At 59.5% G+C, this 24,767-nt stretch carries 23 protein-coding genes and 1 pseudogene; 16 read left to right on the forward strand and 8 right to left on the reverse strand.

Translation table 11 applies throughout. The features are described from left to right. Positions 1 to 239: 239 nt before the first annotated feature. The gene (gene cml / locus AB6803_RS06630) at positions 240 to 1,442 is read right to left on the reverse strand and encodes a CmlA/FloR family chloramphenicol efflux MFS transporter (RefSeq protein WP_371108134.1); all 1,203 of its coding nucleotides are present in this window, start codon (positions 1,440 to 1,442) and stop codon (positions 240 to 242) included. Between the two features lie 283 nt (positions 1,443 to 1,725). Further along, positions 1,726 to 2,022, reverse strand: coding sequence for a PsiF family protein (locus tag AB6803_RS06635; protein WP_371108135.1), 297 nt, complete (start codon positions 2,020 to 2,022; stop codon positions 1,726 to 1,728). Between the two features lie 479 nt (positions 2,023 to 2,501). On the opposite strand from AB6803_RS06635, the gene AB6803_RS06640 reads away from it, so the two are divergent. The 4 genes from AB6803_RS06640 to AB6803_RS06655 all read left to right on the forward strand — a co-directional run bounded on the left by AB6803_RS06640 (position 2,502) and on the right by AB6803_RS06655 (position 6,808). Continuing rightward, complete coding sequence (locus tag AB6803_RS06640) at positions 2,502 to 3,668, forward strand: septal ring lytic transglycosylase RlpA family protein (RefSeq protein WP_371108136.1); 1,167 nt, start codon at positions 2,502 to 2,504, stop codon at positions 3,666 to 3,668. A gap of 128 nt (positions 3,669 to 3,796) precedes the next feature. Then, positions 3,797 to 4,948, forward strand: a complete 1,152-nt coding sequence (locus AB6803_RS06645) for a D-alanyl-D-alanine carboxypeptidase family protein (RefSeq protein WP_371108346.1) — start codon at positions 3,797 to 3,799, stop codon at positions 4,946 to 4,948. 142 nt (positions 4,949 to 5,090) lie between these two features. Next, the gene (gene tmk, locus AB6803_RS06650; protein WP_371108137.1) at positions 5,091 to 5,774 is read left to right on the forward strand and encodes a dTMP kinase; all 684 of its coding nucleotides are present in this window, start codon (positions 5,091 to 5,093) and stop codon (positions 5,772 to 5,774) included. Beyond that, positions 5,771 to 6,808, forward strand: a complete 1,038-nt coding sequence (locus tag AB6803_RS06655; protein ID WP_371108138.1) for a DNA polymerase III subunit delta' — start codon at positions 5,771 to 5,773, stop codon at positions 6,806 to 6,808. Before tmk ends, AB6803_RS06655 begins: the two co-directional genes overlap by 4 nt. On the opposite strand, the gene AB6803_RS06660 is transcribed toward AB6803_RS06655, so the two are convergent. Continuing rightward, positions 6,805 to 7,605: a sulfite exporter TauE/SafE family protein gene (locus AB6803_RS06660; protein ID WP_371108347.1), complete on the reverse strand. Its 801-nt coding sequence runs from the start codon at positions 7,603 to 7,605 to the stop codon at positions 6,805 to 6,807. The two genes, AB6803_RS06655 and AB6803_RS06660, sit on opposite strands and share 4 nt — an antisense overlap. Positions 7,606 to 7,853: 248 nt before the next feature. Between AB6803_RS06660 and metG the strand changes: the two genes are divergently transcribed. Genes metG through AB6803_RS06680 form a run of 4 tightly spaced genes read left to right on the forward strand, consistent with a single transcriptional unit; the run spans position 7,854 to position 11,518 of the window. Further along, the gene (gene metG, locus AB6803_RS06665) at positions 7,854 to 9,407 is read left to right on the forward strand and encodes a methionine--tRNA ligase (RefSeq protein WP_371108139.1); all 1,554 of its coding nucleotides are present in this window, start codon (positions 7,854 to 7,856) and stop codon (positions 9,405 to 9,407) included. A gap of 8 nt (positions 9,408 to 9,415) precedes the next feature. Beyond that, entirely contained in the window at positions 9,416 to 10,198 is a 783-nt protein-coding gene (locus tag AB6803_RS06670; protein WP_371108140.1) for a TatD family hydrolase, read from the forward strand. Positions 10,199 to 10,202: 4 nt separating this feature from the next. Continuing rightward, on the forward strand, positions 10,203 to 11,030 hold the full coding sequence (locus tag AB6803_RS06675; RefSeq protein ID WP_371108141.1) for an MBL fold metallo-hydrolase: 828 nt from the start codon (positions 10,203 to 10,205) through the stop codon (positions 11,028 to 11,030). Further along, the gene (locus AB6803_RS06680; RefSeq protein WP_371108142.1) at positions 11,027 to 11,518 is read left to right on the forward strand and encodes a YbaK/EbsC family protein; all 492 of its coding nucleotides are present in this window, start codon (positions 11,027 to 11,029) and stop codon (positions 11,516 to 11,518) included. Before AB6803_RS06675 ends, AB6803_RS06680 begins: the two co-directional genes overlap by 4 nt. A 240-nt stretch (positions 11,519 to 11,758) precedes the next feature. On the opposite strand, the gene AB6803_RS06685 is transcribed toward AB6803_RS06680, so the two are convergent. Both AB6803_RS06685 and AB6803_RS06690 read right to left on the reverse strand, forming a co-directional pair. Then, positions 11,759 to 12,652, reverse strand: a complete 894-nt coding sequence (locus AB6803_RS06685; RefSeq protein ID WP_371108143.1) for a hypothetical protein — start codon at positions 12,650 to 12,652, stop codon at positions 11,759 to 11,761. 3 nt (positions 12,653 to 12,655) lie between these two features. Beyond that, on the reverse strand, positions 12,656 to 13,477 hold the full coding sequence (locus tag AB6803_RS06690; protein ID WP_371108144.1) for a hypothetical protein: 822 nt from the start codon (positions 13,475 to 13,477) through the stop codon (positions 12,656 to 12,658). Between the two features lie 645 nt (positions 13,478 to 14,122). Between AB6803_RS06690 and AB6803_RS06695 the strand changes: the two genes are divergently transcribed. Next, a complete protein-coding gene (locus AB6803_RS06695; RefSeq protein WP_371108145.1) occupies positions 14,123 to 14,830 on the forward strand; it encodes a polysaccharide deacetylase family protein in 708 nt (235 codons plus the stop codon). A gap of 16 nt (positions 14,831 to 14,846) precedes the next feature. Here AB6803_RS06695 and AB6803_RS06700 read toward each other — a convergent pair whose 3' ends face one another. Next, complete coding sequence (locus AB6803_RS06700) at positions 14,847 to 15,110, reverse strand: DUF1127 domain-containing protein (RefSeq protein WP_371108146.1); 264 nt, start codon at positions 15,108 to 15,110, stop codon at positions 14,847 to 14,849. Positions 15,111 to 15,197: 87 nt separating this feature from the next. On the opposite strand from AB6803_RS06700, the gene AB6803_RS06705 reads away from it, so the two are divergent. The 7 genes and pseudogenes from AB6803_RS06705 to AB6803_RS06735 all read left to right on the forward strand — a co-directional run bounded on the left by AB6803_RS06705 (position 15,198) and on the right by AB6803_RS06735 (position 22,962). After that, entirely contained in the window at positions 15,198 to 16,073 is an 876-nt protein-coding gene (locus AB6803_RS06705) for a LysR family transcriptional regulator (RefSeq protein WP_371108147.1), read from the forward strand. Positions 16,074 to 16,341: 268 nt separating this feature from the next. Beyond that, positions 16,342 to 18,120 (forward strand): ABC transporter ATP-binding protein, encoded by a 1,779-nt coding sequence (locus AB6803_RS06710; RefSeq protein ID WP_371108148.1) that lies wholly within the window; start codon positions 16,342 to 16,344, stop codon positions 18,118 to 18,120. Between the two features lie 2 nt (positions 18,121 to 18,122). Further along, a complete protein-coding gene (locus AB6803_RS06715) occupies positions 18,123 to 20,024 on the forward strand; it encodes an ABC transporter ATP-binding protein (RefSeq protein ID WP_371108149.1) in 1,902 nt (633 codons plus the stop codon). Between the two features lie 43 nt (positions 20,025 to 20,067). Next, positions 20,068 to 20,533: pseudogene (locus tag AB6803_RS06720) on the forward strand (N-acetyltransferase family protein). Between the two features lie 155 nt (positions 20,534 to 20,688). Then, the gene (locus tag AB6803_RS06725; protein ID WP_065695696.1) at positions 20,689 to 21,195 is read left to right on the forward strand and encodes a helix-turn-helix domain-containing protein; all 507 of its coding nucleotides are present in this window, start codon (positions 20,689 to 20,691) and stop codon (positions 21,193 to 21,195) included. A gap of 22 nt (positions 21,196 to 21,217) precedes the next feature. Then, positions 21,218 to 22,483 (forward strand): beta-ketoacyl-ACP synthase II, encoded by a 1,266-nt coding sequence (gene fabF / locus AB6803_RS06730; RefSeq protein WP_371108150.1) that lies wholly within the window; start codon positions 21,218 to 21,220, stop codon positions 22,481 to 22,483. A 59-nt stretch (positions 22,484 to 22,542) separates the two neighbouring features. Then, a complete protein-coding gene (locus AB6803_RS06735; RefSeq protein ID WP_371108151.1) occupies positions 22,543 to 22,962 on the forward strand; it encodes a DUF4864 domain-containing protein in 420 nt (139 codons plus the stop codon). Between the two features lie 85 nt (positions 22,963 to 23,047). On the opposite strand, the gene AB6803_RS06740 is transcribed toward AB6803_RS06735, so the two are convergent. Continuing rightward, positions 23,048 to 23,920: a cell wall hydrolase gene (locus AB6803_RS06740; protein ID WP_371108152.1), complete on the reverse strand. Its 873-nt coding sequence runs from the start codon at positions 23,918 to 23,920 to the stop codon at positions 23,048 to 23,050. A 294-nt stretch (positions 23,921 to 24,214) separates the two neighbouring features. After that, a complete protein-coding gene (locus AB6803_RS06745) occupies positions 24,215 to 24,604 on the reverse strand; it encodes a VOC family protein (protein ID WP_371108348.1) in 390 nt (129 codons plus the stop codon). Positions 24,605 to 24,767: the final 163 nt, after the last annotated feature.

Consider the following 24,767-nt stretch of genomic DNA (forward strand, 5'->3'; position numbering starts at 1 on the left):
GATTGATGTCGACTTCGATTTTGACTGCTTTGACGGTATGCGCCGGCGCAATCACGGTGGCACTTATGGTGGCGCAGCTGCTTCACTGATCTTGGTGTCCATCGGTCGGGTTCTCTTGTTTTATTTAATAATATCAATATTATAGGTAATTTTCACCACGAACAAAGTGGCATGTATGACGAGGCCGGCGCGAAGGCTCCGGCCTCTCATTGGGCAGCCTCGCAGCCGCCCGACAAACCTCACTGCTTTGAAGATTGATCTCGTAATTGGAGCAGTGCGAGACCAGCCGATACCAGCGCCGCCATCATGGCCGCGTAGCCGATCAGCGGCCAGGCGGTGTCTCCGCCCAGCATGGTCGTTGCCAGGGTTCCCACTGTCCCGACGATCAGGCTCTGGATGCAGAAATAGAAGGCGACAGCCGATCCGGCGATGTCGTTGAAGCCGGCGAGCGCGCCGTTCGCCGAGACCGATGCGGTCAGGACGATGCCGGCTGCCATGACCCACATTGGCACGATGAAGCTCGCGAAGGATGGCGAGCCGAGGACTTCGCCCAGGCTGAGGAGAATAGCGCCGCATAATAGCAAGCCCATGCCACGCGCCGCGCTTCCAGCAATGCCCCATCGCGCGACAAACGCCTTGGCGAACCGGGTCACCACGATCATGACGACCGCGACGGTCGCGAAGGTGATGCTGAACCGGATCTCGGAATAACCGGCCCGATCGATGAGGACGCGCGGCGCCGTCGAGAAGAACACGAAGAAGGTGCCCATGGCGGCGCTGAAGGCCAAGGTGTAGGTCCAGAACGGCAGGCTGGAAAAGATCGGCATTACCGATCGGCGCTGCGTTGTCTGGCTCTCGGGTCTCGTCTCACGCCATCGGAACGCGGCATTCAGTCCGGCCGGCACCGACAATGCCGCCAGGACGATGAAGATGGCTCGCCAACCGAAATGATCCGCAATCAGCGCTCCCACAATAGGCCCCAGCGCCGGCACGAAGGCCATGATCGAACTGAACAGGCCATAGATGACAACGCCTTCGGGGCGGTCCGCATAGACGTCCCGGACCGTGGCGAAAGTCGCAACGAGCGCGGCCGAGGCGCCGACGGCCTCTAGCAGGCGGAACGTGACGAAGGGAATGGCGGTCGATGACGAAGCCGCGCCCAACGAGGCGATCGCGAAAAGGAACGCGCCGGTAAGCAATATCGGGCGACGTCCGATGCGATCGGATATCGGCCCGAACAGGACCTGCCCGACGCCGAGCATCATCATGTAGAGGCTGAGCGTGAGCTGGATCACGAATGGACTTGTGCCGAGGAGCCCGGGCATCGCCGGAACGACGGGAAGATAGATATCCATCGCCAGGGAGGCGAGAATGTCGAAGGGCGCCATCAGCAGAAGGGCTGCCGGCAGCGTATAGCCCCAGATGGGGCGGTTGGTAGTCATGAGATTATATCCGCTCGAATGAGAAATATCCGGCGGCGTCTGCTTGTCAGCAACTGGCTGGGTCAGGTTCGACAGAACGCCGCAACAACGAAATGCGTTGTTGCGGCCTACTTATCTGACGACTTGGCGGCTCCCATGCCGATGCTCCACACGATGAAATGGTTGATGCGGGCATTCTTTACCCGACCGACCTCGGCTTGACAATGTCCATAGCCCAGAGCCGAGAGCAGGGCTGGCAAGGGCTGCGGCGGTGTTTACGCCGCAGCCTCGGTGTCAGGCTGGCTTATACCTTGCCGCCGTTTTTCTTGCACTGGCTGCGGAACTTGGAACGTTCCTTTCCATGCAGGCCCTTTGCATCGGCCTGTGCGGAGCAGGCCTTTGAAACCTCTGTTTGAGCAGGCTTTGCGGCTTTCTGCTTGGTCGTGGTTGCGGTCGATTTCGTGGTGGCCGCCGGCGCCGTGGTGGTCGTGGTGGTGGCCGGCGCGGTCGTTGTTGTCGACGGGGTCGCTGTCTGCGCCATCGCGTTCGCGCCGATCAAAGCAACGATGGCCGCAGCCGTGAAGGTTCTCACAAATCGCATGATGTTTTCCTCCGTTGCCTGACGTGGGTTGGGGGTATGTAACGTCAGACTAACGGTGCAAACTTGGATCATTGTTTGAGCAAAAGCAATCAACTAACCCTTGTAAGGCCCGCCATCCCGGCGATATCGCGGCTCCAGGGAAGTTTACGAAATTCGCGGCCAAGCACTCCGTCGGGCTCCCACGGCAACGATCGATTAGACCACTCCGATCTTGATCCTTGTCCTCACATTCGATCTGCGAGAGGGGCGTGCGGCGCTGTTCGGCGTCGCGCCAGGGGCCACAGGCTAGCTTTTATTTTAATAATTCATTAACCATAACATTCGGAATTATCCGTATCCGCTCAATTCGGAACGCAAATTCGACAACATGCAATCATGATTAAAGTACCGTTAGGTGATTGGGGCGTAGCAGATATCGGCATGAGGGATATGCCAGTGCATGCCTCGGTCCTGGTAATTTGTTAAGCGGCGTGGGACAGATGAAATTCGATAATCGTGCGATGACATACGCGACAGGTATGCGTTGGTTTGCTCTCTCTTTGATGTGCGCCACCGTCACCGCTTGCGGAACCTCGCAGCAGGTTGCAACGAAGCGTCAGCACGGCAAGGAATATTTTTCCGAGAAGGAATATGGCGTCAAGGCGAGCCCACGGGTCGTCGCCAACGGGCCGGTTCCGAAAGGCGGCGGCCGGTTCCTTGTCGGCAATCCCTATCAGGTCAAGGGCAAGTGGTATTACCCCAAGGAAGATTATGCCTATAACAAGACAGGTATTGCCTCCTGGTATGGCTCGGCCTTCCATGGCCGCCTGACCGCCAATGGCGAAGTCTATGACCAGCAGGCGCTGACCGCCGCGCATCCGACTTTTCCGCTGCCGAGCTATGCGCGCGTAACCAATGTCGAGACCGGCTCCTCGATCATTGTACGCGTCAACGATCGCGGACCTTATCATCCCGGCCGCATCATCGACCTTTCCAACAAGACGGCGCAGCTCCTCGATCTTCAGCACAGCGGCACCGGCGATGTGCGCGTGCAGTATGTCGGCCGCGCCCGCATGGACGGCCATGACGAGCCCTATCTGATGGCCTCCTACATCCCCAAGGGATCGCGCATCCCAAGCATCAATCCCGGCGGCCAGATCGCAACGGGCGTGATGGTTGCCTCGAACGGTGCGATGACCGCCGATCAATTGCCTGAGTCCGATAGCTACGCCCGCAAGAGCCGCCAGCAGCGCAGCTTCGAGACCACGCCGGCGCTGGCGCCGATACCGCGATCCTCGCCGAATTCTGCTGTCGCCTTTGCCGGCTCCACGCCGACGAATTCCAATGTCGGCAAGCACAACAATCCGCCGCCGATGACCTGGAACGGCGGCGCCGCGCCGTCCGTCGATCCTGTCGAGCCGACGCTTGTCGTCCTGCCCATGATTGGCCCCATCCCCTATGAGCGTCCGGATTTTTCGCCGGGCATGGCCAGCCTCGCCACGCCGTCGCTCGCCTCCACGGTTGCCGCCTATCAGGATGCGCCGGTCAAGACGGTCTACGTCAACCTCGCTTTCGATGCGGTCATGGTCCGCAATGACGGGTTGACGCAGGAATCGATCCTCTCCGCCTATCACCGCCAGCATCAAGGTCAGACACAAGTCGATTGATCGGCGTGATTGCCTGAATCTTCACCCCTGGCTAATATGCTCGGGCGTGGTCGCATTGGGGAGCCGACATGCTAAGACGCTTTACCGCCGCGTTTTTCTTCCTTGTCGGAATTGGATGTCTGCCGGCGATGGCACAACAGGCACCGCCTCCCACTTTCGATACCAAGGCCACCCAGGCCTTCATGGTGGAAGCCTCGACCGGCACGATCCTGCTTGCCAAGAACGCGGATCAACCGATTTCTCCGGCGTCCCTTGCCAAGCTGATGACGCTGGATGTCATCTTCGATGCGCTGAAGCGGGGGGAGATCACGCTCGACACCGAATATCCCGTCTCCGAAAATGCCTGGCGCACCGGCGGGGCGCCGTCGCGCACCTCGACCATGTTCGCCGCGCTGAAATCACGCGTGCGCGTTGGCGATCTGATCCAGGGCATAGCAGTGCAGCAGGCCAATGATAGCTGCATCGTCCTTGCCGAGGGGATTTCGATCAGCGAAAAGGAATTCGCCAGACGCATGACGGCACGTGCGCGCGAGATCGGCATGCCGCGGGCTGTGTTCACCAATTCCACCGGCTTGCCGGATGCGGACGATCCGAATGGCGGCGGCAAAATCTCCACGCGCGAGCTGGTGACACTGGCGCAGGACCTGCAGCAGAATTATCCCGATTTCTATAAGTATCTCAGCCAACCGGATTTCACCTGGAACAAGATCTTTCAGCGCAATCGCAATCCTCTGCTGCCACTGAACATCGGCGTCGATGGCCTCGGACTCGGCTTTGCGGACGGCGAAGGCTATTCGATCGTCGCCTCCATCCAGCGCGACGGCAAGCGCCTGTTCCTGGCGCTCGGCGGGTTGAAGACGGACAAGGAACGCACCGAGGAAAGCCGCCGCGTGCTGGAATGGGGCCTCAGCAACTTCAAAAGCCAGCGCCTCTTCGCCGACGGCGAAGTGATCGGCAATGCCAGCGTCTACGGCGGGGCACAATCCACAGTCGGGCTGCTCGCCAAGATGCCGGTCGATATCTATGTGGCCAACGACAACCCCGATCGCCTCTCGGCCCGCATCGTCTACCGTTGGCCCCTGACCGCACCCGTCGCCGCCGGCTACGAAGCGGGAACGCTTCGCGTCTTTTCCGGTGCACGGCTGTTGCGCGAACTGCCGCTCTATACGAAGGATCCGGTCGCGCAGGGAACGCTCAGCCGCCGCGCTTTCGATGCGCTCATGGAGTTGACGGAGACGCTGCTCTTCTCCTGGCTCTGGGATACGCCGACACCGACCTGATTGCTTCCTGCCTCGCGAAATCCCTGTTCACAGCCTATATAGAATGTCCGAGCTGGTGGTTTCACCCGGCTGCGTCTTGGGTTAAACAGAACGCATATGGCTCAGCGGCAAAAGAACGCAAAACAAGTGCAGGACATGATCATTGGCTGATGCAACCGGACTGTTCGTGAGCTTCGAGGGCGGGGAAGGGGCCGGAAAATCGACCCAGATTCGCCGTCTGGCGACGTGGTTGCGCGGGCTTGGCCATGATGTGCTGGTGACGCGCGAGCCGGGCGGTTCGCCGGGAGCCGAAGCGGTGCGGCATGTGCTGCTCTCGGGGGCGGCGGAGATGTTCGGAACACGCATGGAAGCCATCCTCTTTGCCGCGGCCCGCAACGATCATGTCGAGGAGATCATCCGCCCGGCGCTTGCGCGTGGCACGATCGTGCTCTGCGACCGCTTCATGGATTCTTCCCGTGTCTATCAGGGAATCACGGGCAATCTGGAACCGGATTTCATCGAAGCCCTGCAACGGGTGGCCGTCAACGGTGTCGTGCCGGACTGCACGCTGATCCTCGACATTCCCGCCGAACTGGGCCTGGAACGCGCCCGCAAGCGTGCGTCGGCCGATGCCGCGCCAGACCGTTTCGAAAAGGAAGAATTGCAGACCCATGAGAAACGCCGCGAAGCCTTTCTCGATATCGCCGCACGCGATCCGGACCGCTGCCATGTCGTCGACGCGCAACGCGGTGAGGACGCCATTGCCGATGAGATCGCCGCGATTGTCGAAAAGCGGCTGAGCCCGGCAAGCGAGCTGCAAACCGCCAGGCCGGAAGTGGCGCAATGAGCGAAGATCGGCCCGGCGTTCTGGACGGAGCAATCCCTCCGCAAGATAACACTCGTCTTTTCGGCCATGAGGAGGCCGAGGCCTTTCTGGCGCAGTCCTATCGGTCCGGCAAGGGCCACCATGCCGTGCTGATCGAAGGTCCGGAGGGCATCGGCAAGGCGACGCTCGCTTTCCGCTTCGCCAACCATGTGCTCTCGCATCCGGATCCCGCCACGGCACCCGAGACGATCAGCGATCCGGATCCAGCGTCCGCCGTCAGCCGGCAGATTTCCGGTGGCGCCTCGCACAATCTGCTGCACCTTGCCCGCCCGGTCGACGAGAAGACCGGCAAGGTGAAATCGGCGATCACCGTCGACGAGGTACGCCGCGCCGGCAAATTCTTTTCGCAGACCTCCGGCACCGGCAACTGGCGCGTCGTCATCATCGACCCCGCCGATGATCTCAATCGGAATGCCGCCAACGCCATCCTGAAGATCCTCGAGGAGCCGCCAAAGCGGGCGCTTTTCCTGGTGCTGTCGCACGCGCCGGGCAAGCTTTTGCCAACCATCCGTTCGCGCTGCCTGCCGCTGAAACTGGCGTCGCTCAGCGATGATGCCTTGAGCAAGGCGCTTGGGCATCTTGGCATTGGCTTGTCAGCAGGGCAGGGCGCTGAACTGCTGGCGGCAGCCAAGGGGAGCGTCAACGAGGCGCTGAAGGTGCTGAATTATGGTGGGGGTGAAATCGTTGCGGCCTATGAGCAGGTGATTTCAGCGGAAGGCCCCGCCGCGCGCCGAGCGATGCACCGCCTCGCCGATGCGCTGTCGGCCAAGGAGAGCGAAACGATCTTCGGCTTCTTCGTTTCCCATATCGGCGACGATATCATGGCCCGGGCGAGGGCGGCCGCGCTGGAGGGGCATCTTACCGTCGCGGAAAAGCTCGCCCGCCTCTATGCCGAGGTCACTGAGCGCCTCACCGTCTCACAGGCTTACAATCTCGACCGCAAGCAGACGATCATCACCGTCCTCGGCGAGCTCAAGCAGCGGCTTTCCTATTAAGGGAAGATCAGCTTCACGGCGACGACCATCAAAGTGACAGCGAGGACGATACGGATCAGCCGCTCATGCAGGCGTGGCGCAAGCAGGCTGCCGGCGACGATGCCGGGGATAGAGCCAAGCAGCAGCGCAAACAGCATCGTCCAATTGATCTCGCCGATAAACCAATAGCCCATGCCGCCGATCAGGGTCAGCGGCACGGCATGGACAATATCGGAGCCGACGATCTCGCGGACATCGAGCTGCGGATAGAGCACCAGAAGCACGGTGACGCCGAGCGCACCGGCGCCGACAGACGTCATGGTGACGAGCGTACCCAGTACGAGGCCCAAGATGAGCGTCAGCAGAGCAATGGTGCGCGGCGTCAAAACTCCGCGCTCGCCTCGCCATTTGCGCATGGCGTTCAACACCTGGCCACGACAGAGCAGCATCAGCGCCGTCAGCAGTAGAAGACAGCCGAGCGACAGGGTGATTGCATGCGCAACCTCCGGGCTCTCGCGATTGACGCCAGCCATCAGCCACAACATCGCAAGAGCAGCCGGAACACTGCCCGAGGCGAGCAGACCGACCACTCTCCAGTTCACCCGCCCATGCATGCCGTGCACGGCCGTTCCAGCCGTCTTGGTGATCGCGGCATAGAGGAGATCGGTTCCGACGGCCGTGGCCGGATGCACGCCGAACAGCAGCACGAGCAAGGGCGTCATCAACGATCCGCCGCCAACGCCGGTAATGCCCACCAGCATGCCAACGAAGAAACCGGAAAAGGAATAGAGGGGTTGGTACCAGGCTGGAAAACTCAAAACCACGGCCTTTTCGAGCCGTTGAACAGGCTGCCAAAAATGAAAATGGAATTCACGATGATTTCTGTCCTGCCCTTCGGTTTTTCGCAGGGGTAAAGCCGGGTCGGGACCCTGTCAAGCAAAGCACGTTCGGAGCCAGGGAATGCTGCAGGCGCGAAACTTGGTGTTTCGCTCCCTGCAAACATGCGCTAAAGCGAGCATGAGCAAGAATAACAATGATGAAACCGTAAAGCGGACCATTGCCTGATATGACCGAAAAGACCCCGTTCTACATCACCACCGCGATCGCCTATCCCAACGGCAAGCCGCATATCGGCCATGCCTATGAGCTGATTGCCACCGACGCCATGGCACGTTTCCAGCGGCTGGACGGGCGCGACGTTTTCTTCCTGACAGGTACGGACGAACACGGCCAGAAGATGCAGCAGACGGCGCGCAACGAGGGCCTGTCTCCGCAGGAGCTTGCCGACCGCAATTCGGCCGAGTTCCAGGCGATGGGCAAGCTGCTCAATTCGTCGAACGACGATTATATCCGCACGACGGAAGAACGCCACCACGAGACCTCGCGGAACATCTGGAACCTGATGGCCGATGCCGGCGATATCTACAAGGATTCCTATGCGGGCTGGTATTCGGTGCGCGACGAAGCCTATTACCAGGAAAACGAGACGGAACTGCGCGCCGACGGCGTGCGCTATGGGCCACAAGGCACGCCGGTCGAATGGGTGCAGGAGGAGAGCTATTTCTTCAAGCTCTCGGAATACCAGGATCGCCTGCTGAAGCTCTACGAGGAAAACCCCGACTTCATCGGCCCAGCCGAGCGCCGCAACGAGGTAATCTCCTTCGTGAAATCGGGCCTGAAGGATCTGTCGATCTCGCGCACGACGTTCGACTGGGGCATCAAGGTGCCGAACGATCCGGCGCATGTCATGTATGTCTGGGTCGACGCGCTGACCAACTACATCACGGCGACCGGCTATATCGAGGACCGGAACAATCCGCGGGCGAAATATTGGCCGGCCGATGTGCACATCATCGGCAAGGACATCATCCGCTTCCACGCCGTCTATTGGCCGGCTTTCCTGATGTCGGCGAAGTTGCCGCTGCCGAAGCGCGTCTTTGCCCATGGCTTCCTGCTCAACAAGGGCGAGAAGATGTCGAAATCGCTCGGCAACGTCGTCGATCCGGTCAATCTGGTGAACCATTTCGGCCTCGACCAGGTGCGCTATTTCTTCCTGCGCGAAGTTTCCTTCGGTCAGGACGGCAGCTACAGCGAAGAGGCGATCGGCACGCGCATCAATTCCGATCTCGCCAACGGCATCGGCAATCTCGCCAGCCGCTCGCTGTCGATGATCGTCAAGAATTGCGATGGCAAGATCCCGGAATGCGGAGAGCTGACGGAAGAGGACAAGGCGCTTCTGGCACAAGCCGATGCGCTGCTGGCCTCCACGCGCGAAGATATGGGCAAGCAGGCGCTTCACCGTGCACTGGCCTCGATCATCGCCGTCGTCTCCGAAAGCGACCGTTATTTCGCCGGCCAGGAGCCCTGGGCGCTGAAGAAGACCGATCCGGCCCGCATGGCGACCGTGCTCTACGTCACCGCCGATGTCGTGCGCCAGATCGGCATTCTGCTGCAGCCGTTCATGCCGGACTCCTCGACCAAGTTGCTGGATCTGATCGCCATTCCCTCAGATAAGCGCGACTTCGCCGCCCTTGGCGAAGCTGGCCATCTTGTCCCCGGAACGCCTCTGGAGGCGCCGAAGCCGATCTTTCCGCGCTATGTGGCGCCGACAGTCGAATAAGGTTTGTTATGCTGATCGATACGCATTGCCATCTGGATTTCGCCGATTTCGCGGAAGAGCGTGACTTAATCGTCGCGCGCGCCCACGAGGTCGGCGTCAAGCAGATGGTCACCATCTCGACCAAGGTCCGAAAGCTCGACGGATTGCTTGCGATCACCGAGCGGTATGCGTCCGTTTTCTGCTCGGTCGGCACGCATCCAAACAGCGCCGATCAGGAACTGGACATCCAGACCGAGGATCTCGTGCGGCTGGCAAACCAGCACGAGAAGATCGTCGCGATCGGCGAGGCGGGCCTCGATTATTTCTACGACACGGTGAAGCCTGAAGATCAGAAGACCGGCTTCCTGCGCCATATTGCGGCGGCCCGCGAAACGCAGCTGCCATTGGTCATTCACAGCCGTAGCGCCGACGAGGACATGGCCGCGATCCTGACGGAGGAAACAGGGAAGGGGGCCTTCCCCTTCATCCTGCATTGCTTCTCCGCCGGCCCGGCCCTCGCCCGTACCGGCGTCGAACTCGGCGGCTATATCTCGTTTTCCGGTATTCTGACCTTCCCGAAATCCGAAGAGCTGCGCGACATCGCCAAGACGATCCCGCACGACCGGCTGCTGATCGAGACCGACGCGCCGTATCTCGCGCCGAAACGCTGGCGCGGCAAGCGCAACGAACCGTCCTATGTCGTCAACACCGCCGAGGTGCTGGCCGACACGATCGGCGTCAGCATGGACGACGTCTCAGCGATCACCACCGAGAACGCATTCCGCTGCTTCTCCCGGATGACGAGGGTCTGACGGCGTGACACACCGGCGGCGCTTCACCATCTTGGGCTGTTCGTCGTCGCCGGGCGTACCGCGCATCACAGGCGATTGGGGCGCTTGCGACCCGAAGAATTCCAAAAACCGACGCACGCGCTCGGCCTTCATGGTCGAGCAGATCGCGCCCGACGGCGGCGTGACCACCGTCGTCATCGACACAGGCCCGGATTTTCGCGAACAGATGATCCGCGCCGGCGTCGGCTCGATCGAAGCCGTGCTCTATACGCATGCCCATGCCGATCATATTCACGGCCTCGACGATCTGCGCGGCTTCTTCCACAATGCCCATGAACGCATTCCGATCTATGCGGATCAGCCGACCATGGACCGTATCCGCGAAGGCTTCGGCTATTGCCTGGAAACGCCGCCGGGCAGCAGCTATCCGCCGATCGTCAGGCCGGTCATCATCGAAAGCCTGGAGAGTAGCTTCACGGTCGAAGGGCCGGGCGGTCCGATCAGATTCTGGCCGCACAAGCAGCAGCATGGCGATATCCACTCGCTTGGCTTTCGCATCGGCAAACTTGCTTATTGCAGCGATATCAGCGACTTCCCGGCGGAATCTGTCGAGAAGGTGCAAAATCTCGACATCTTGATCATCGACGCCTTGCAATATCGACCGCATCCAAGCCATCTTTCGCTGGAGCAATCGCTCGCCTGGATCGAACGCTTGCAGCCGAAGCAGGCGATCCTGACACATATGCACACACCGCTCGACTACGAGACCGTACTTGCGGAAACGCCAGACAATGTCGAACCGGCCTACGACCAGATGCGTATTGAGCTCGATGTAGAGGATGATGATCTATGAGCGAGGATAGCAGGAAGCTTTCAAGTCTGGAGCGCGTCGAGCAGGCCGCTCGCGATCTCGGCCTCGACATCGTCATCAAGCGCATGGAGCAATCGACCCGCACGGCCGAGGAAGCGGCAAAGGCTGCCGGCTGCGCTGTCGGCCAGATCGTCAAATCGCTGGTCTTCGTCAATGCGGACACCAATGGCCTGACGCTGCTTCTCGTTTCTGGCGCCCATAATGCCGATACGGCATATATCGCAGCCACTTACGATCTGCGCTTGAAGCGCGCCGACATCGACCGCGTCCGCGACGAAACCGGCTTCGCCATTGGCGGCGTCGGCCCGATCGGCCACCGCGTCAACCTGCCGGTCTTCGTCGATGAAAGCCTGCTGGGCTACGATCAGGTCTGGTGCGCGGCGGGACGGCCAGACAGTATTTTTGCCTGCGATCCAAAAGTGCTGGCGGAGAAGATCGGGGCCAAGGTGATACAGGTGAAGGCGGGTTGAAGCGGGATCCCGTGTGCTTCGGATACGGGGCTTTGTTCCAAGGAGTGCGGTTTTGGCAGTGAAGTTGGGGACGTGAGTATCGCGAAAGCGTTGATTTTAAACGCTTCGGGACGATAGCGGGTCATCACGTCAGTTTCAGCATATACTCGACCAGCCATGCAACGGAGACGCCAAAAAGCAACAAGACACCGCTTCCACCGAGGAGACATGGCCAACACACGGACTTATTTTTGGCGCTTCTCATGACACCGTAAGGCCTGGCGAGGTGGCGAATGCATTTGTCAGAAGCAGGTTAGCTCGCTGCTTTGCAGCCTGACGCATAGCTATGTTCGTGCGCGTTCCGGCAGCGTAGAACCACCACAGATAAAGGGTGTTGTACATCCAAGCGCCCTCGTAGCCCCAGGCGGAGTCCGCGCCATCCTTGCCCGCACCAAAAATCGATCCTGCGGGAAACTGCGCGTTGTGTGGTCGGTTTCCGATATGGCGGGCTTCATGGATCAAGGTTCCCGCGCGCGAGATTACGTCTGCGTTGCCTGTTCCGTCTAGTGGATAGAAGAAGGAGAGAAAGAGCGTTACATTCTGCCCACCGCCAAAGGTTCCATACCAGATTGAGCAGCCTACGACCGAGACCCATCCCCAAATCGTACAGACGAAACGCTTTATCTCTGCCCAAAGGTGGCAAATCCATGCGAAAAGAAAGAACCAGGACCTGCACTCCCTTTGTGTCTCGTCGTATCCGCTCGTGCAGCGCCATTCATTCCACTGCCGCGATTGCTGGCAACCGGAAGTGCGAGCCTTCGCGTCACCGTCGCCACACGACGCGCGCAAGTCATCGTAGTATTTGAACTGCTCGCGGACGTAACGGGGTCCCCAATGCAATGCATCTGTGTTCCAATCTTCGTTGTTGTAGTCTTCGGCAGAGTAATTGAGCAGCCAGATGGCGCTCAGACAACGGGCTAGAGGTTTTCGGATATTGCAGACGTCATCATAGCCCCATCCGTCCTGCCAATAGTCGCCGTTGAAGCCGTGCGTATGCCAGGCCCAGTCGATGAATTCCTGATTGCAGATGCGTTGTCCGTAGAGTTGGTCACCGCTCGCAATCAGGTCGGGAACCGAGTAGGTGCAGTCTGCCATGGGTTACCTCCTGCCGATCTGGGGCGCACCCCGAGTTTCGAAAGTTCGCCTTGTCGACTCACCCCGCTGATCTTCCGGCAGTGACGGGGCAGGCGGACTTTGGCGCTCGCTGCCCGCGAGGTGCGCGCGAGGATCCCTGATTTGCGTGACCCTGCTGACATCGGCGCGATGCAGCTTTCCGAGGTGATGGAGCTCTAAGGGAAGAGCAGACAGCGCTCTTTGGTGATATTGCGTCCATTCCGCTCTCGCACCAAGGGCTGTAATCGCGGCCGCCCGTATCGTGTTAGACTCGACCTGGGCAGCTCGAACGAGAGCCTCGATCGCTGCGGACTGCCCATCCAGAGCGAGCGCTTCAATGCCGTCGATAGCATCCAGGGATATCAAGGTCCCTTGGATTGCTCTCTCCAGTTCGGGCGACTCCGCACCTGCGCCACCGGGCAGTTCCTTTGGAGGAAGCGGTTGGGGATTGAGGGCAACCTTGCTTAGAAAGTCGAGTGCGTCAGGATTACGGAGTGCCGCAACCGACAGGACAATCGAATGGCGGAGCATGAAGAGGTCTTCGGGAAGCTCGACAAGAAGGCGATCCGCCTCGTCGATCACAGATTTGCTTTCCGATTTCAGCAAGCTAAGGCTCCTGACGTAATTCGGGGCGTCAATCGAGTTCTCCGAATTGAGCACCTCTAGAAAGCGTCCAAGGGTTCGTGAAATGGTAATCTTAGGTCCCGAAGCTTCAGCAACCGAATGCGGGCGCATGTGTCGTTTTCGAGAGAGCCACGCCGCAAGCGCGATCATCAACACGGCTGCAAATGCGATATATCCAAGCATGACAACGTCCGATCTCTAGGTCTTACGAGAAGCGTCGGAAACAGAGGTATGCGCGCTATGGGCCTGCGGGATGTTGCGTCACGGAAAAGAATGCCGCTAACTCGGCTAATTCATCCTGCTTCCAGGAAGGCCACAGCGATCGCTGTCAGTCGTGGACTGCGATCCTTGTCGATATCGTGAGTAGAAAGCCCCAACCGAAATTCAAGTATAGATGGTTTTCCGATTGTGCGCAATGCGGGCGCGCTGCCTCGTTCGAGCGGTCATTGCATATGGTCTTAACTTGCCGCCATGGTGAGCGTTATCCACCTCAGAATGTTCTCCGTTGCTCGCACCTAAAAGGTCATTACGAGGCTAAACACAACACTTATCAACGATCGATATGTTCCATAATCTATCTTATGTGACTTTCGTATTTTGCCGAGCGGGTTCAAATTTGAGGTGCGACATGCCAATGAAACGCACCCACCTGCTTCCAGCTCCAGTCATTATGCAGACCGCCGCCATCGTTCGGTCCCCTGGCGCCACATGCTTTCCTTATCAAGGCTGATATGCCAACCTCCCGCAAGTTTATGGCAAAGATTTTCGGGCGGATACCACTTGCTTTGGAACGTATTTCAACGGTCACTTCAGGTCGGGATTTTTCTGGTGGCCTGCATCTCCACTGCGTCGGCGGCGGAGCGGACGATATATCTGACATTCGATGACGGTCCGCTGCTCGGCACGGAGAACATCCTTACCACGCTGAAACAGGAGAATGTCCCGGCCGTCATGTTCATGGTCGGACAGCATGTCGAGAGTAATCCGCAAGGGCGTGCATTGCTGGCCGAGGCCAAAGCCTTGCCGCTTGTCACTGTGGGAAACCACAGTTATAGCCATGCCAACAATCACTATCGACACTACTACTCAAATACCGACGCCGTGGTCGCCGACATGCTACGCGCCAATGGCGTCCTTGATCTGACGCCGAAGGTCGTCGCTCGGCTGCCGGGACGCAATGTCTTTCGGCTTCGCAGCGTTTCCAGCGAGGATCTGTCCCTCAACGTTGCGGAGTGGCAACGCGAGTGGCTGGACTATGAACTCGTCGCGGAAGCGGGCTTCTACCTCTATGGCTGGGATTTCGAGTGGGTTCACAGCAATGACGGCAAACCCGTCCAGTCCGTCGACCACCTCGTCGGGGAAATTGATCATCTGTTTGCCTATGGCAAGTTCGTGCGGCCGGGCAAAATGATCCTGCTCATGCACGACGAGATGTTTCAGGACAAGTTCGATGGTACCCAGAACTTGAAGGCGTTGATCAATGCGCTCAGACAAGGTGGTTATGCCTTCGGTGATATCAGCACCTATGATCAATAGGGCCTGAAGCGCCGTTCTAGCCCCAGAACCATGATTTTTTGATCTCGGCCCTCGCCTCTGAGCGCGTTACACCGATGTCCAGAAGCTGAGTGTCGGAGAGTTCCGCGAGATCTATCCGTGTCCCGCGTTTCTCCAGACGGCTAACGAACGCGGTCAGTGCCCCCCGCATAATGCTCCTTGCTCCACTCCAGTCCCTTCCCGGCCCTATCGCAATTGGGTTTTCAACGTCGGTTGTCATCGCATAAGCTCCTGATCTTTTATGCAGCCGATGAAACGTCATGCTGCTTTGGTCATGGCTCAAAAATGCACTGGCGCTCGCCGCGAAGGAAGCTTATGTAATTAATACAATTCATAAGGAATTCTTCTGATGCTGAATCTCGATCAGCTCGCCGCATTCGTCACTGTCATCGATCTCGGCAGTTTCACCGCCGCCGCCGACAAGGTGGGATTGACGCAGCCGGCTGTCAGTTTGCAGGTGAAACTCCTCGAGCAGCGGCTTGGCGTTCGGCTGATCGAGCGTGTGGGCCGGCGAGCGCTGCCCTCGCCGGCAGGCACTGAGCTGCTGCTTCATGCGCGTCGGATCCTGGAGAACTGTTCCGCGGCACAGGAGGCGATGATGCCCTACCGCGAGGGATCGATCGGACGGGTCCGGATCGGCAGCGGCGGCACCGCCTCCATCCACCTCCTGCCCCGCGCCATCGCCGCCGTGAAGAAGCGCATGCCTGGGCTGGAGATCATTGTCCGCATCGGCAATACCGACGAGATCCTTCGCGATCTGGAGGCAAATGCGCTGGATCTCGCGGTGGTCGTTCTGCCTGCTGCCGGGCGCTCGCTTGAGGTGGAGCCGTTCTACGAGGATGAGCTTCTCGCCGTGGCTCCCAAGGGCAGCCTGATGCCTGGGGATGGGCCGGAGGCCGCATTCTTCAGCGACAAGACCCTCATGCTTTACGAAGGTGGCAACACGCGGCGCGCGATCGATGAATGGTTCGCTGCAGCCGGAGTCCGGTTGAAGCCCGCGATGGAGTTCGGCAGCGTCGAGGCAGTCAAGGAACTGGTAGCAGCGGGTCTCGGCTGGTCGTTGCTTCCGGGGTTGGCCCTGCAGCGCGATCGAAGCGATTACCTGGCGACATCGTCCTTAAAGCCACGACTTGCGCGCCAGCTCGGCATGGTCATGCGTCGCGACAAACACCTGACAAAGGGCCTGCGCGAGGTCGTCAACTGTTTGCGCGAGTTTCGAAATTGAACGTCTATGAACACGCAATCTAACGTTCGGGGAGCACTTGTGACCAAGTGAACCCTTGAACGACCGATTGGAATCGGCGACATTCGTCCCATCAATGTTTCCTTTGCGATCCGAACCCGATTCCGGGCCCGCCTCGTTCTAAAAATGCCTGGATAAGAGCGTGAGCAGCGATTCATCAAGAAGCGCCGCGAAGTCTTTGACTTCGTTGGCGCATGTCAGTGCGGCCGGTTGGGGTCGAGGTCTCTCTACCATCGTGCGGATCACGCACATGACGCTGCGCCACCCCTGGCAAACCAGCTTTGCCATAGGCGCCACTTTTGTAGCTGCAACGTTACAGTTGATGATCCCGCGCCTGCTTGGCCATGCTGTGGATCAGACACAATCGGCCTTCGCCGGCGGTGTAGCTGGACACGTCGCTGAAAGTGCGCTGATGACGACCGCCCTGCTCCTGCTGGTCGTCAGCATTCTGCGCGGCCTCTTCACCATGGTGCAGAATTATTACAGCGAAGCCGTCGGCCACCACATGGGCTACGAGCTGCGCCTCGCCTGTTATGAGAAGTTCCAGCAGCTTCCCTTCAGCTTCCACGACAAGGTTCACTCCGGCGATCTCATAACGATTGGGCTGCTCGATCTCGAAGGCGTGCGTATGTATTTCTCCACGGCGCTCGTCCGCACGGTGCTGCTCACCGTGTTGATCGGTGTCGGCGCCTATATGCTGCTATCGACCGATTTCCTGCTCGGGCTTCTGGCTTTGAGCTTTGTGCCCTTCGTCGCCTGGCGCTCCTCCGTAACGCAGCTCAGGCTGCGCGCTACTTGGCTTGATCTACAGGAACGGCTGTCGGTGCTGACCCGTGTCATGGAGGAAAATCTGAGCGGCATTCGTGTCGTGCGTGCCTTCGCCGCGCAGGCTCACGAGCTGATGAAATTCGACAAGGCGTCGCACAACGCCCTCACCCTCGCCCACAAGCGCGTCGGTATTCGCGTCATCAACACCAGCGCGATGAACTTCTCGTTTTTCGCCGCCATGGGCCTCGTGCTTTGGGTCGGCGGCAACAAAGTGATCGCCGGCGAGATCAGCGTCGGCACCCTTGCCTCGTTCCTGACTTTCATGACCATCCTGCAGATGCCGGTGCGCCAGCTCGGGCTGATGGTCAATGCCTATGCTCGCGCGTCGACCTGCGGCTCAAGGCTCTTTGGCCTGCTCGATCTGGATATCGCCATCAAGGACGCGCCGGACGCCAAGCCGCTGGTCGTTACCGACGGCGTACTGCGTTTCGAGAATGTCAGCTTCGTCTATCCTGGCCTGGAAGACCGTCCCGTGCTCGACAATATCAGTTTCGAGGCACGGCGAGGCGAGACGATCGGCATCGTCGGGCCGCCCGGCAGCGGTAAATCCACCATCGCGCATCTGATCCCGCGCTTCTACGACGTGACCTCCGGCCGCATCACCATAGACGGTCAGGACATCAACAAGGCGACGCTGCAATCGCTGCGCCAGAACGTCGCCGTCGTGCAGCAGGATTCCTTCCTGTTCACCACCAGCATCGAGAACAACATCGCCTATGGCGATCCCTGGGCGAAGGAAGGCCGCATCGAGCGCGCTGCCGAATCCGCGCAACTACACAACTACATTCTCGGCCTGCCGGCCGGCTACACCACCGTCGTGGGCGAACGCGGCGTGTCGCTTTCCGGCGGCCAGCGTCAACGTTTGACGATCGCGCGGACGCTGATGCTGAAGCCGGCGGTGATGGTGTTCGACGATTCCACCGCTGCCATCGACGCTGCTACCGAACAGCGCATCCGCAGCGCCATGAAGCGTTTTGCCCGCGATCGTGTGACGCTCGTGGTCGCCCATCGGCTGAGCTCGCTGATGCATGCCGACCAGATCCTGTTCATCGAGGATGGCGAGATCGTCGAACGTGGAACCCATGAGCAGTTGCTGGCCGCGGGCGGCCGATACAAGGCGCTCTACGATCTGCAGGTGCGCCCTGATGATGAGGTGAAGGTGTCCGCCGACCGGGTCGTCGCCGTGAAGAGGGAGGCCTGACAATGTCAGAAACCATCGAAACCGAGCGCAACGATGTGCGCGAGGACGGACGTCGCCCTCCCCGTGCCGTGGTCGGCTCGCATCGCGTCGAGGAAGAAATCTTCGGCAAGGTCTTCGACAGCAAGATCGTCGGCCGCATCTGGACCTTCGTCAGCCCCTATCGCCGCCAGGTCTATATCGCTGTCGTGGCGGTGCTTCTCTTTACCGCGTCGCAGATCGTCATACCGCTCGTCATTCGCTATGCGATCGACCATGCGATGGCGCCCGGCGCTGTCAATTACTCGGCGCTCTGGCTAGCCCTGGCGATCTTTAGCGGGGCGATCCTCGTCAATTATGGGGCGAGCTACGTCCAGGAGACCTATGTCGGCGAAGTCGCGGAAGAGGTTCTGTTCGATATTCGCCGGGCGATGTTTGCGCATATACAGCGCGTATCGCTCTCCTTCATGGACAAGACCGAGGTTGGCCGACTGATGTCGCGCCTGCAAGGCGACGTTAACTCCATGCAGGAATTCCTTGAAACATCAGTACTTTCCGTCGGCGACATCGCCCTGCTCTTCGGCATTATCGTCGTCATGCTGTCGCTCGATTTCCGGCTTGGCCTGCTGACGCTTTCGGTCATGCCGATCCTCTTCATCGTTCGGCTGTTCTGGCTGCCGAAGGCGCGCGTCGCCTTCATGAACGCGCATGAAGTCAATTCCATCACCAGCGGCGCGCTAGCCGAGGCGATCCATGGCGTGCGCGCCGTCCAGGGCATGCATCGCCAGCGCGTCAATTTCGACCTTTTCGACGAGAAGGCGCATACCAATCTGAAGGCGCACCTGACGGCGGCACGATATGCGCAGATCATGGTGCCGATCGTCGACACGCTGACGGGCATGGCCATGGCCATCGTCATCATCGTCGGCGGTTCGATGGTGCTGAATAACAGGCTCGATGTCGGCGTCATGGTCGCCTTCCTGTTCTATATCCAGCGCTTCTTCGATCCGATCCGCTCATTGACGATGCAGTATTCCGTCATGCAGCGCGCCATGGCCTCCGGGCAGCGGCTGACGGACGTGCTCGACGTGCCGATCGATATCAAGGATGCACCCGACGCCAAGGTGCTGTCGGCGGATATGGATGGCTCGGTTGAATTCCGCGATGTCGTCTTCGGCTATGATCCGAAGCATCCGGTGCTGAAAAACGTCAGCTTCAAGGTCAATCCCGGCGAGACTGTCGCGTTGATCGGGCCGACCGGCTCGGGCAAGTCGAGCTCCATGGCGCTGATCCATCGTTTCTACGACGTGCAGCAGGGCCAGGTGTTGGTCGGCGGTCATGACGTGCGCTCCCTCACCCAGGATTCGCTAGGCCAGCAGATCGCCATGGTGTTGCAGGAGCCCTTCCTCTTCACTGGCACCGTGCTGGAGAACATCCGCTACAACAAGGCGGAAGCGACGCGCGAGGAGATTGTCGAGGCGGCTAAGGCGGTTGGTGCGCATGAGTTCATCATACGGCTGCCTGACGGCTACGAAACCGTACTCGGCGAGCGCGGCGGCGGGCTTTCGCTCGGCCAGCGCCAGCTCGTCAGTTTCGCCCGCGCCCTGGTCGCCGACGCGAAGATCCTCGTGCTCGACGAGGCGACGGCCAATATCGACAGCTACACCGAGATGCTTATCCAGAAAGCACTGGTGAAGCTGCTAGAAGGCCGCACCGGCCTGGTGATCGCCCATCGGCTGGCTACCATCCGCGACGCGGACCGCATCATTGTGCTGCAAAACGGCCAGCTGATTGAAAGCGGCAATCACAACGAGCTGATGGCCAACGGCAAGCTCTATTCGAAACTCTATAACCTCAATTATTCTTCCTTCGACGATATCCCCGACGAGGAAGCGACCCCGTCCACACCAACGGAGTCGCGGACGTAGGCCTGGAATCGTTCCGTCCACAGGTTACGAGGATGAGACAAGTATGGACATCAGACCCGCCAAATCCGTTGATGCTCAGGGTATGAGCAATGTTCTGAATGAGATTTTCGACGCGGGCCTGCGAAAGATTGCCGGCGATGTCACGTTGGTCCTGGCGCAGTACATCGAGCATGAACATCGGATAGAATGCTCGGTCGCAGAGGGCGAACAAGGACAGATTCTCGGGTTCCAGTCCCTACGCTACGCCGTAGCGGGAAATCCGTATGGGGTATCTGAGGACTGGGGGATCATCGGAACCCATGTCAACCCTCGTGCTGGCCGCCAGGGCATCGGTTGATGCGCTATTTCAGGCGACGTTGCGGGCCGCCAAGACTTTTGGTTTGCAAAATATCGATGCGACCATCGGCGAAGGCAACAAGATGGGGCTCGCCTACTATGAGGCTATGGGCTTCCGAACCTATCGCTCGGGCGATGGATCAATCTCCAAGGCCTATAAAATCGACCAATGATTCTTTCCCGACAGCTGCTCTCTGAATCGATTTCGCGATCGGTTCACGTTTGACGCTGTTCGTCGGGAAACCAAAGCGATGTCCTCAGCATGGTTCTCGTGGCCCACGTTGAGTAACTTGCATCATGATAGTTATTCATGCTATTCGCCTCTGCCATGCAGAGAACCAGCTTCAGCACCTTTAAATGTCCCGCTGCCCGCGCACTTGAAAGCGTCGGTGACTGGTGGAGCATTCTGATCCTGCGGGACGCGCTCCAAGGCCTGACACGGTTCGATGAATTCCAGAAAAATCTTGGCGTCGCCCCGAATATCCTGACGCGGCGGCTGAAGCATTTGACCGATGAAGGCCTGTTCGAACGCCGCCTCTACAACGAGCGGCCGCCGCGCTACGAATATGTCCTGACCGACAAAGGGCGCGATTTCTTTCCTGTCTTGATGGCGCTGTTCACCTGGGGCAACCGGCATGTGCCGCCCGAGGACGTCGCAATGCGGCTTGCCGATGCGGCGACCGGTAAAGATCGCGATCCGCTTCTCATCGACCGCGTGACCGGCCGCGCCTTCCATCCCGAAGATACGATTCTCGTGCCCGGCCCAGCAGCTGATGAAGCCGTCCATGAGCGGATAGAACACATGAAGGCATGGTTCTTGGGCTTCGACGCCTGATTACGCTAAATAGGAGCAAGACATGGATCGCATCGTCGTAACAGGCATGGGCCTGGTTTCACCACTCGGCGTCGGCGTCAGCGCAGCCTGGAAACGACTGATCGAAGGTCATTCCGGTCTTAGGCTCTTACCGGGGACGATGGTCGACGATCTCGCCGCCAAGGTCGGCGGTGTCGTGCCCAACCTCGAAGAGGATTCCGAGGCCGGTTTCGACGCCGATCGCTACGTGCCGATGAAGGACCAGAAGAAGATGGACCGTTTCATCCTCTTTGCGATGGCCGCGGCCGAAGAGGCAGTGAAGCAAGCCGGCTGGCAGCCGACCGATCTTCGCGACCTTGAGCGCACAGCCACCGTGATCGCCTCGGGCATTGGTGGTTTTCCGGCAATCGCTGATGCGGTCCGGACAGCAGAAGCGCGCGGCGTACGGCGACTATCTCCCTTCACTGTCCCCTCTTTCCTCGTCAATCTCGCAGCCGGCCAGGTCAGCATCCGCTACGGTTACAAGGGACCGCTTGGCGCACCGGTCACCGCCTGCGCCGCCAGCGTCCAGGCAATCGGCGATGCGGCGCGACTGATCCGAGCTGGTGAGGCCGATGTGGCGATCTGCGGCGGCGCGGAAGCTTGCATCGACAAGGTCAGCCTCGGCGGCTTTGCGGCGGCACGCGCCCTCTCTACCGGCTTCAGCAATAGGCCGGAGGAAGCTTCCCGCCCCTTCGATGCCGCCCGCGACGGCTTCGTCATGGGCGAAGGCGCTGGCATGTTGGTGATCGAAACGCTGGATCATGCGCTGGCCCGCGGTGCCACGCCGCTTGCGGAACTCGTCGGCTACGGCACTGCAGCCGACGCCTATCACATGACAGCCGGCCCAGAGGATGGCGATGGAGCACGCCGGGCGATGCTGGCGGCTTTGTCGCAGGCTCGAATTTCGCCCCGCGAAGTCAAACATCTCAACGCCCATGCCACCTCGACGCCGGTCGGAGACCGCGGTGAGATGGAGGCGATCAAGACAGTATTCGGTCGCAATGGCGGCATTGCCGTCAGCGGTACGAAGGCTGCCACCGGCCATCTCCTCGGCGCCGCCGGCGGCCTGGAGGCTGTTTTCACGATCATGGCGCTGCGCGACCAAATCGCGCCGCCGAACCGCAATCTGCAGGACGCCGATCCCGCGACCGAAGGTATCGATCTCGTCGGAGCAACTGCCCGGCCGATGTCGATGGAATATGCGATCTCGAATGGTTTTGGATTTGGTGGCGTAAATGCCAGCGCCTTGTTTCGCCGCTGGCAATAGCCGCTTCTTCAAAAACGTGAAGCGCGCTATGCTCTCCGGGATATTCGCCGGAGATGTCGATGCGCGCTCTATCCCTTGTCGTCATACTCTGTCTCATCCTTGCGCCCGAAGCGCGTGCGGAAGACCCGGTGCAGACGGCGCAGACGCTGATCCAGGGACAGATAGAAGCCTTCCTGCAGAATGACGCCGCCACGGCCTATTCTTTCGCGGCGCCGGGCATCAAGGCGCTCTTTCCGGACAAGGACATCTTTTTCGCGATGGTGAAGAAGAGCTACCAGCCGGTCTATCACCCCGGCAACTATGCCTTCGGCAAAAGCCGCGCTATCGACAACGGCGCTGTCGTCTATCAGGAAGTGTTGATTACGGGTATCGACGATAAGGACTGGACGGCAATCTATCAGATAGCCCGACAGCCGGATGGCTCTTACAAGATCAACGGCGTACAGATCCTGCCCAATACGGCAAGCAAAGGCATTTGAGCAACATTGCGGGATTGGTGCCATAGAGCGGCGCGTCTATCACCCCGGATAGTACGCGCCGCTGAAAAGGCATTTGCAGGCGTTATTAGCCACGAATTCTAAGCGAGTTGCCGGAATAACCGTCCCCCGCGAAATCGGGGCGCGGCTGGGGGATCGCTATGGTCGAGATCGGTTCGACGACTGCCGTCCCATGCGTAACTGGCGCCGAAATCGGAGCCGGCGTCGGGATGGGAACCTCTGCCGGGATGGCAACCGTCGCTGTCTGCAGCGTGAAAGTCGGATTCGACACCGGCGTAAAGGTGGCGACGGACGGCGATTGTTGTACTTGCCGCGTTTCCGGCAATATGAACGGCGATTGCGTTGCCGACATGCCTTGCGGCGAAACGTAGTTCATCGCGACCTCATAGGCCGGAAGCGGCGCCGGGGTCTGCAGCTCGCCATCCCGGCCACGCTTCTCGTAGAACGCATTCCCGCCGGCTATCGCGACATAGTGCATGTTATTATAGGGGAACTTCAGGCCTTTGGTGTGGAAGAACATGGCATCCTTCACGCCCGCATGCCGCTCTCCGCGCAGAATAGCCGTGGCCGCCGTATCAAGCTCCGGTTCCGCCTCGGGGCGCACCAGCCTTGTCATTACGCCCGGCGCGAATTGCCGCTCCTGCGCGACGACGCCGCAAATCGAATTGGCATAAGCCCCCGAGGTCAGCCTGTTCATCACGACAGTGCCCACCGCCATGTACCCATCGTGGTCCGAATGCTCGGACTCAAAATACATGACACGCTTCAGACAGTCGCGGTCCTTGGCGGTGTAATTATAAGTTACCTTCGCCGGCTGGATCGATTTTGTCGAACTATGAGTAGCCGAAGATGTTTTCGTGTCAGTCGTGCAGCCTGTCGCCGCCAATCCGACAAATAACAAGCCGGACAGACATGTCCCCAATTTACCTTGCGCCCTCAACGGCAGGTGCCTCCTACTTATGATTAGAACAGCCCTTATCGATCAAGAAAAAGCGTTGTAGCCGAAATCCACAGGAATTCCAAACCCATCGCGATTAAATTAGCCAATGAAGCTTATCATCGGCGAACGGACCGTTTATTCCGATTCGCCATTTTTCCAAACGTTTTCTCATCGCACCGCTGTTTCGGCTGACCTCCCGGCCTATCGAAAAACCTCGAAAACGCCCCCCTGAAAACGTCCGGTTTGTGACGCGAAGATCGCATCACAAACCATTACAGACATTAATATTTTTGATTAGGCGCCTGGGTCTGGGCGCCAGCCGACCTCAATGAGAATTCGCCCCGGCGCAAAGCAGTAAAATAACCACGCGCCTCGCACCGCCGAAGGCGGTTGCCAGATCTCGCAGCCGGCCGATTTGGCCCGCTCAAATTGTTCGTCCACAGCCTCGCGCGACGGCAATATGAAGCCGATGTGATAGGTATTGCGTCCAACCGAGGCCGAATCACCTCCGCCGAACTTCTCGATCGGACGGCTGATGACCAATTCTAGACCGGCGTCGTCACGCAAAATGGCAAGGCCATTTACGCCCCGCGTCTCGACCTCGATCAGGCCGAAAGCGGATATCAGAACGTCCCTCGTCGCGTCGACATCGGGAACATGAAGATCAAGATGATTTAATCGCATGGCAGGCAGCTCCATAGGTCTTCCCGCGGAGGTATGCCGGCCGAAATCGCCCACACCAACGCGGGCGGCTCGGCCGGTATGACCGAGCTTCCGCGTCGTGGGTACTCGCGCCAAGGCGCGGAACAGAGCTTCCAGATAGAAGGGGTCGGGCTTACCGAAACCG

It is taken from the genome of Rhizobium sp. RCC_161_2, assembly GCF_041355235.1.
GTDB lineage: Bacteria > Pseudomonadota > Alphaproteobacteria > Rhizobiales > Rhizobiaceae > Rhizobium.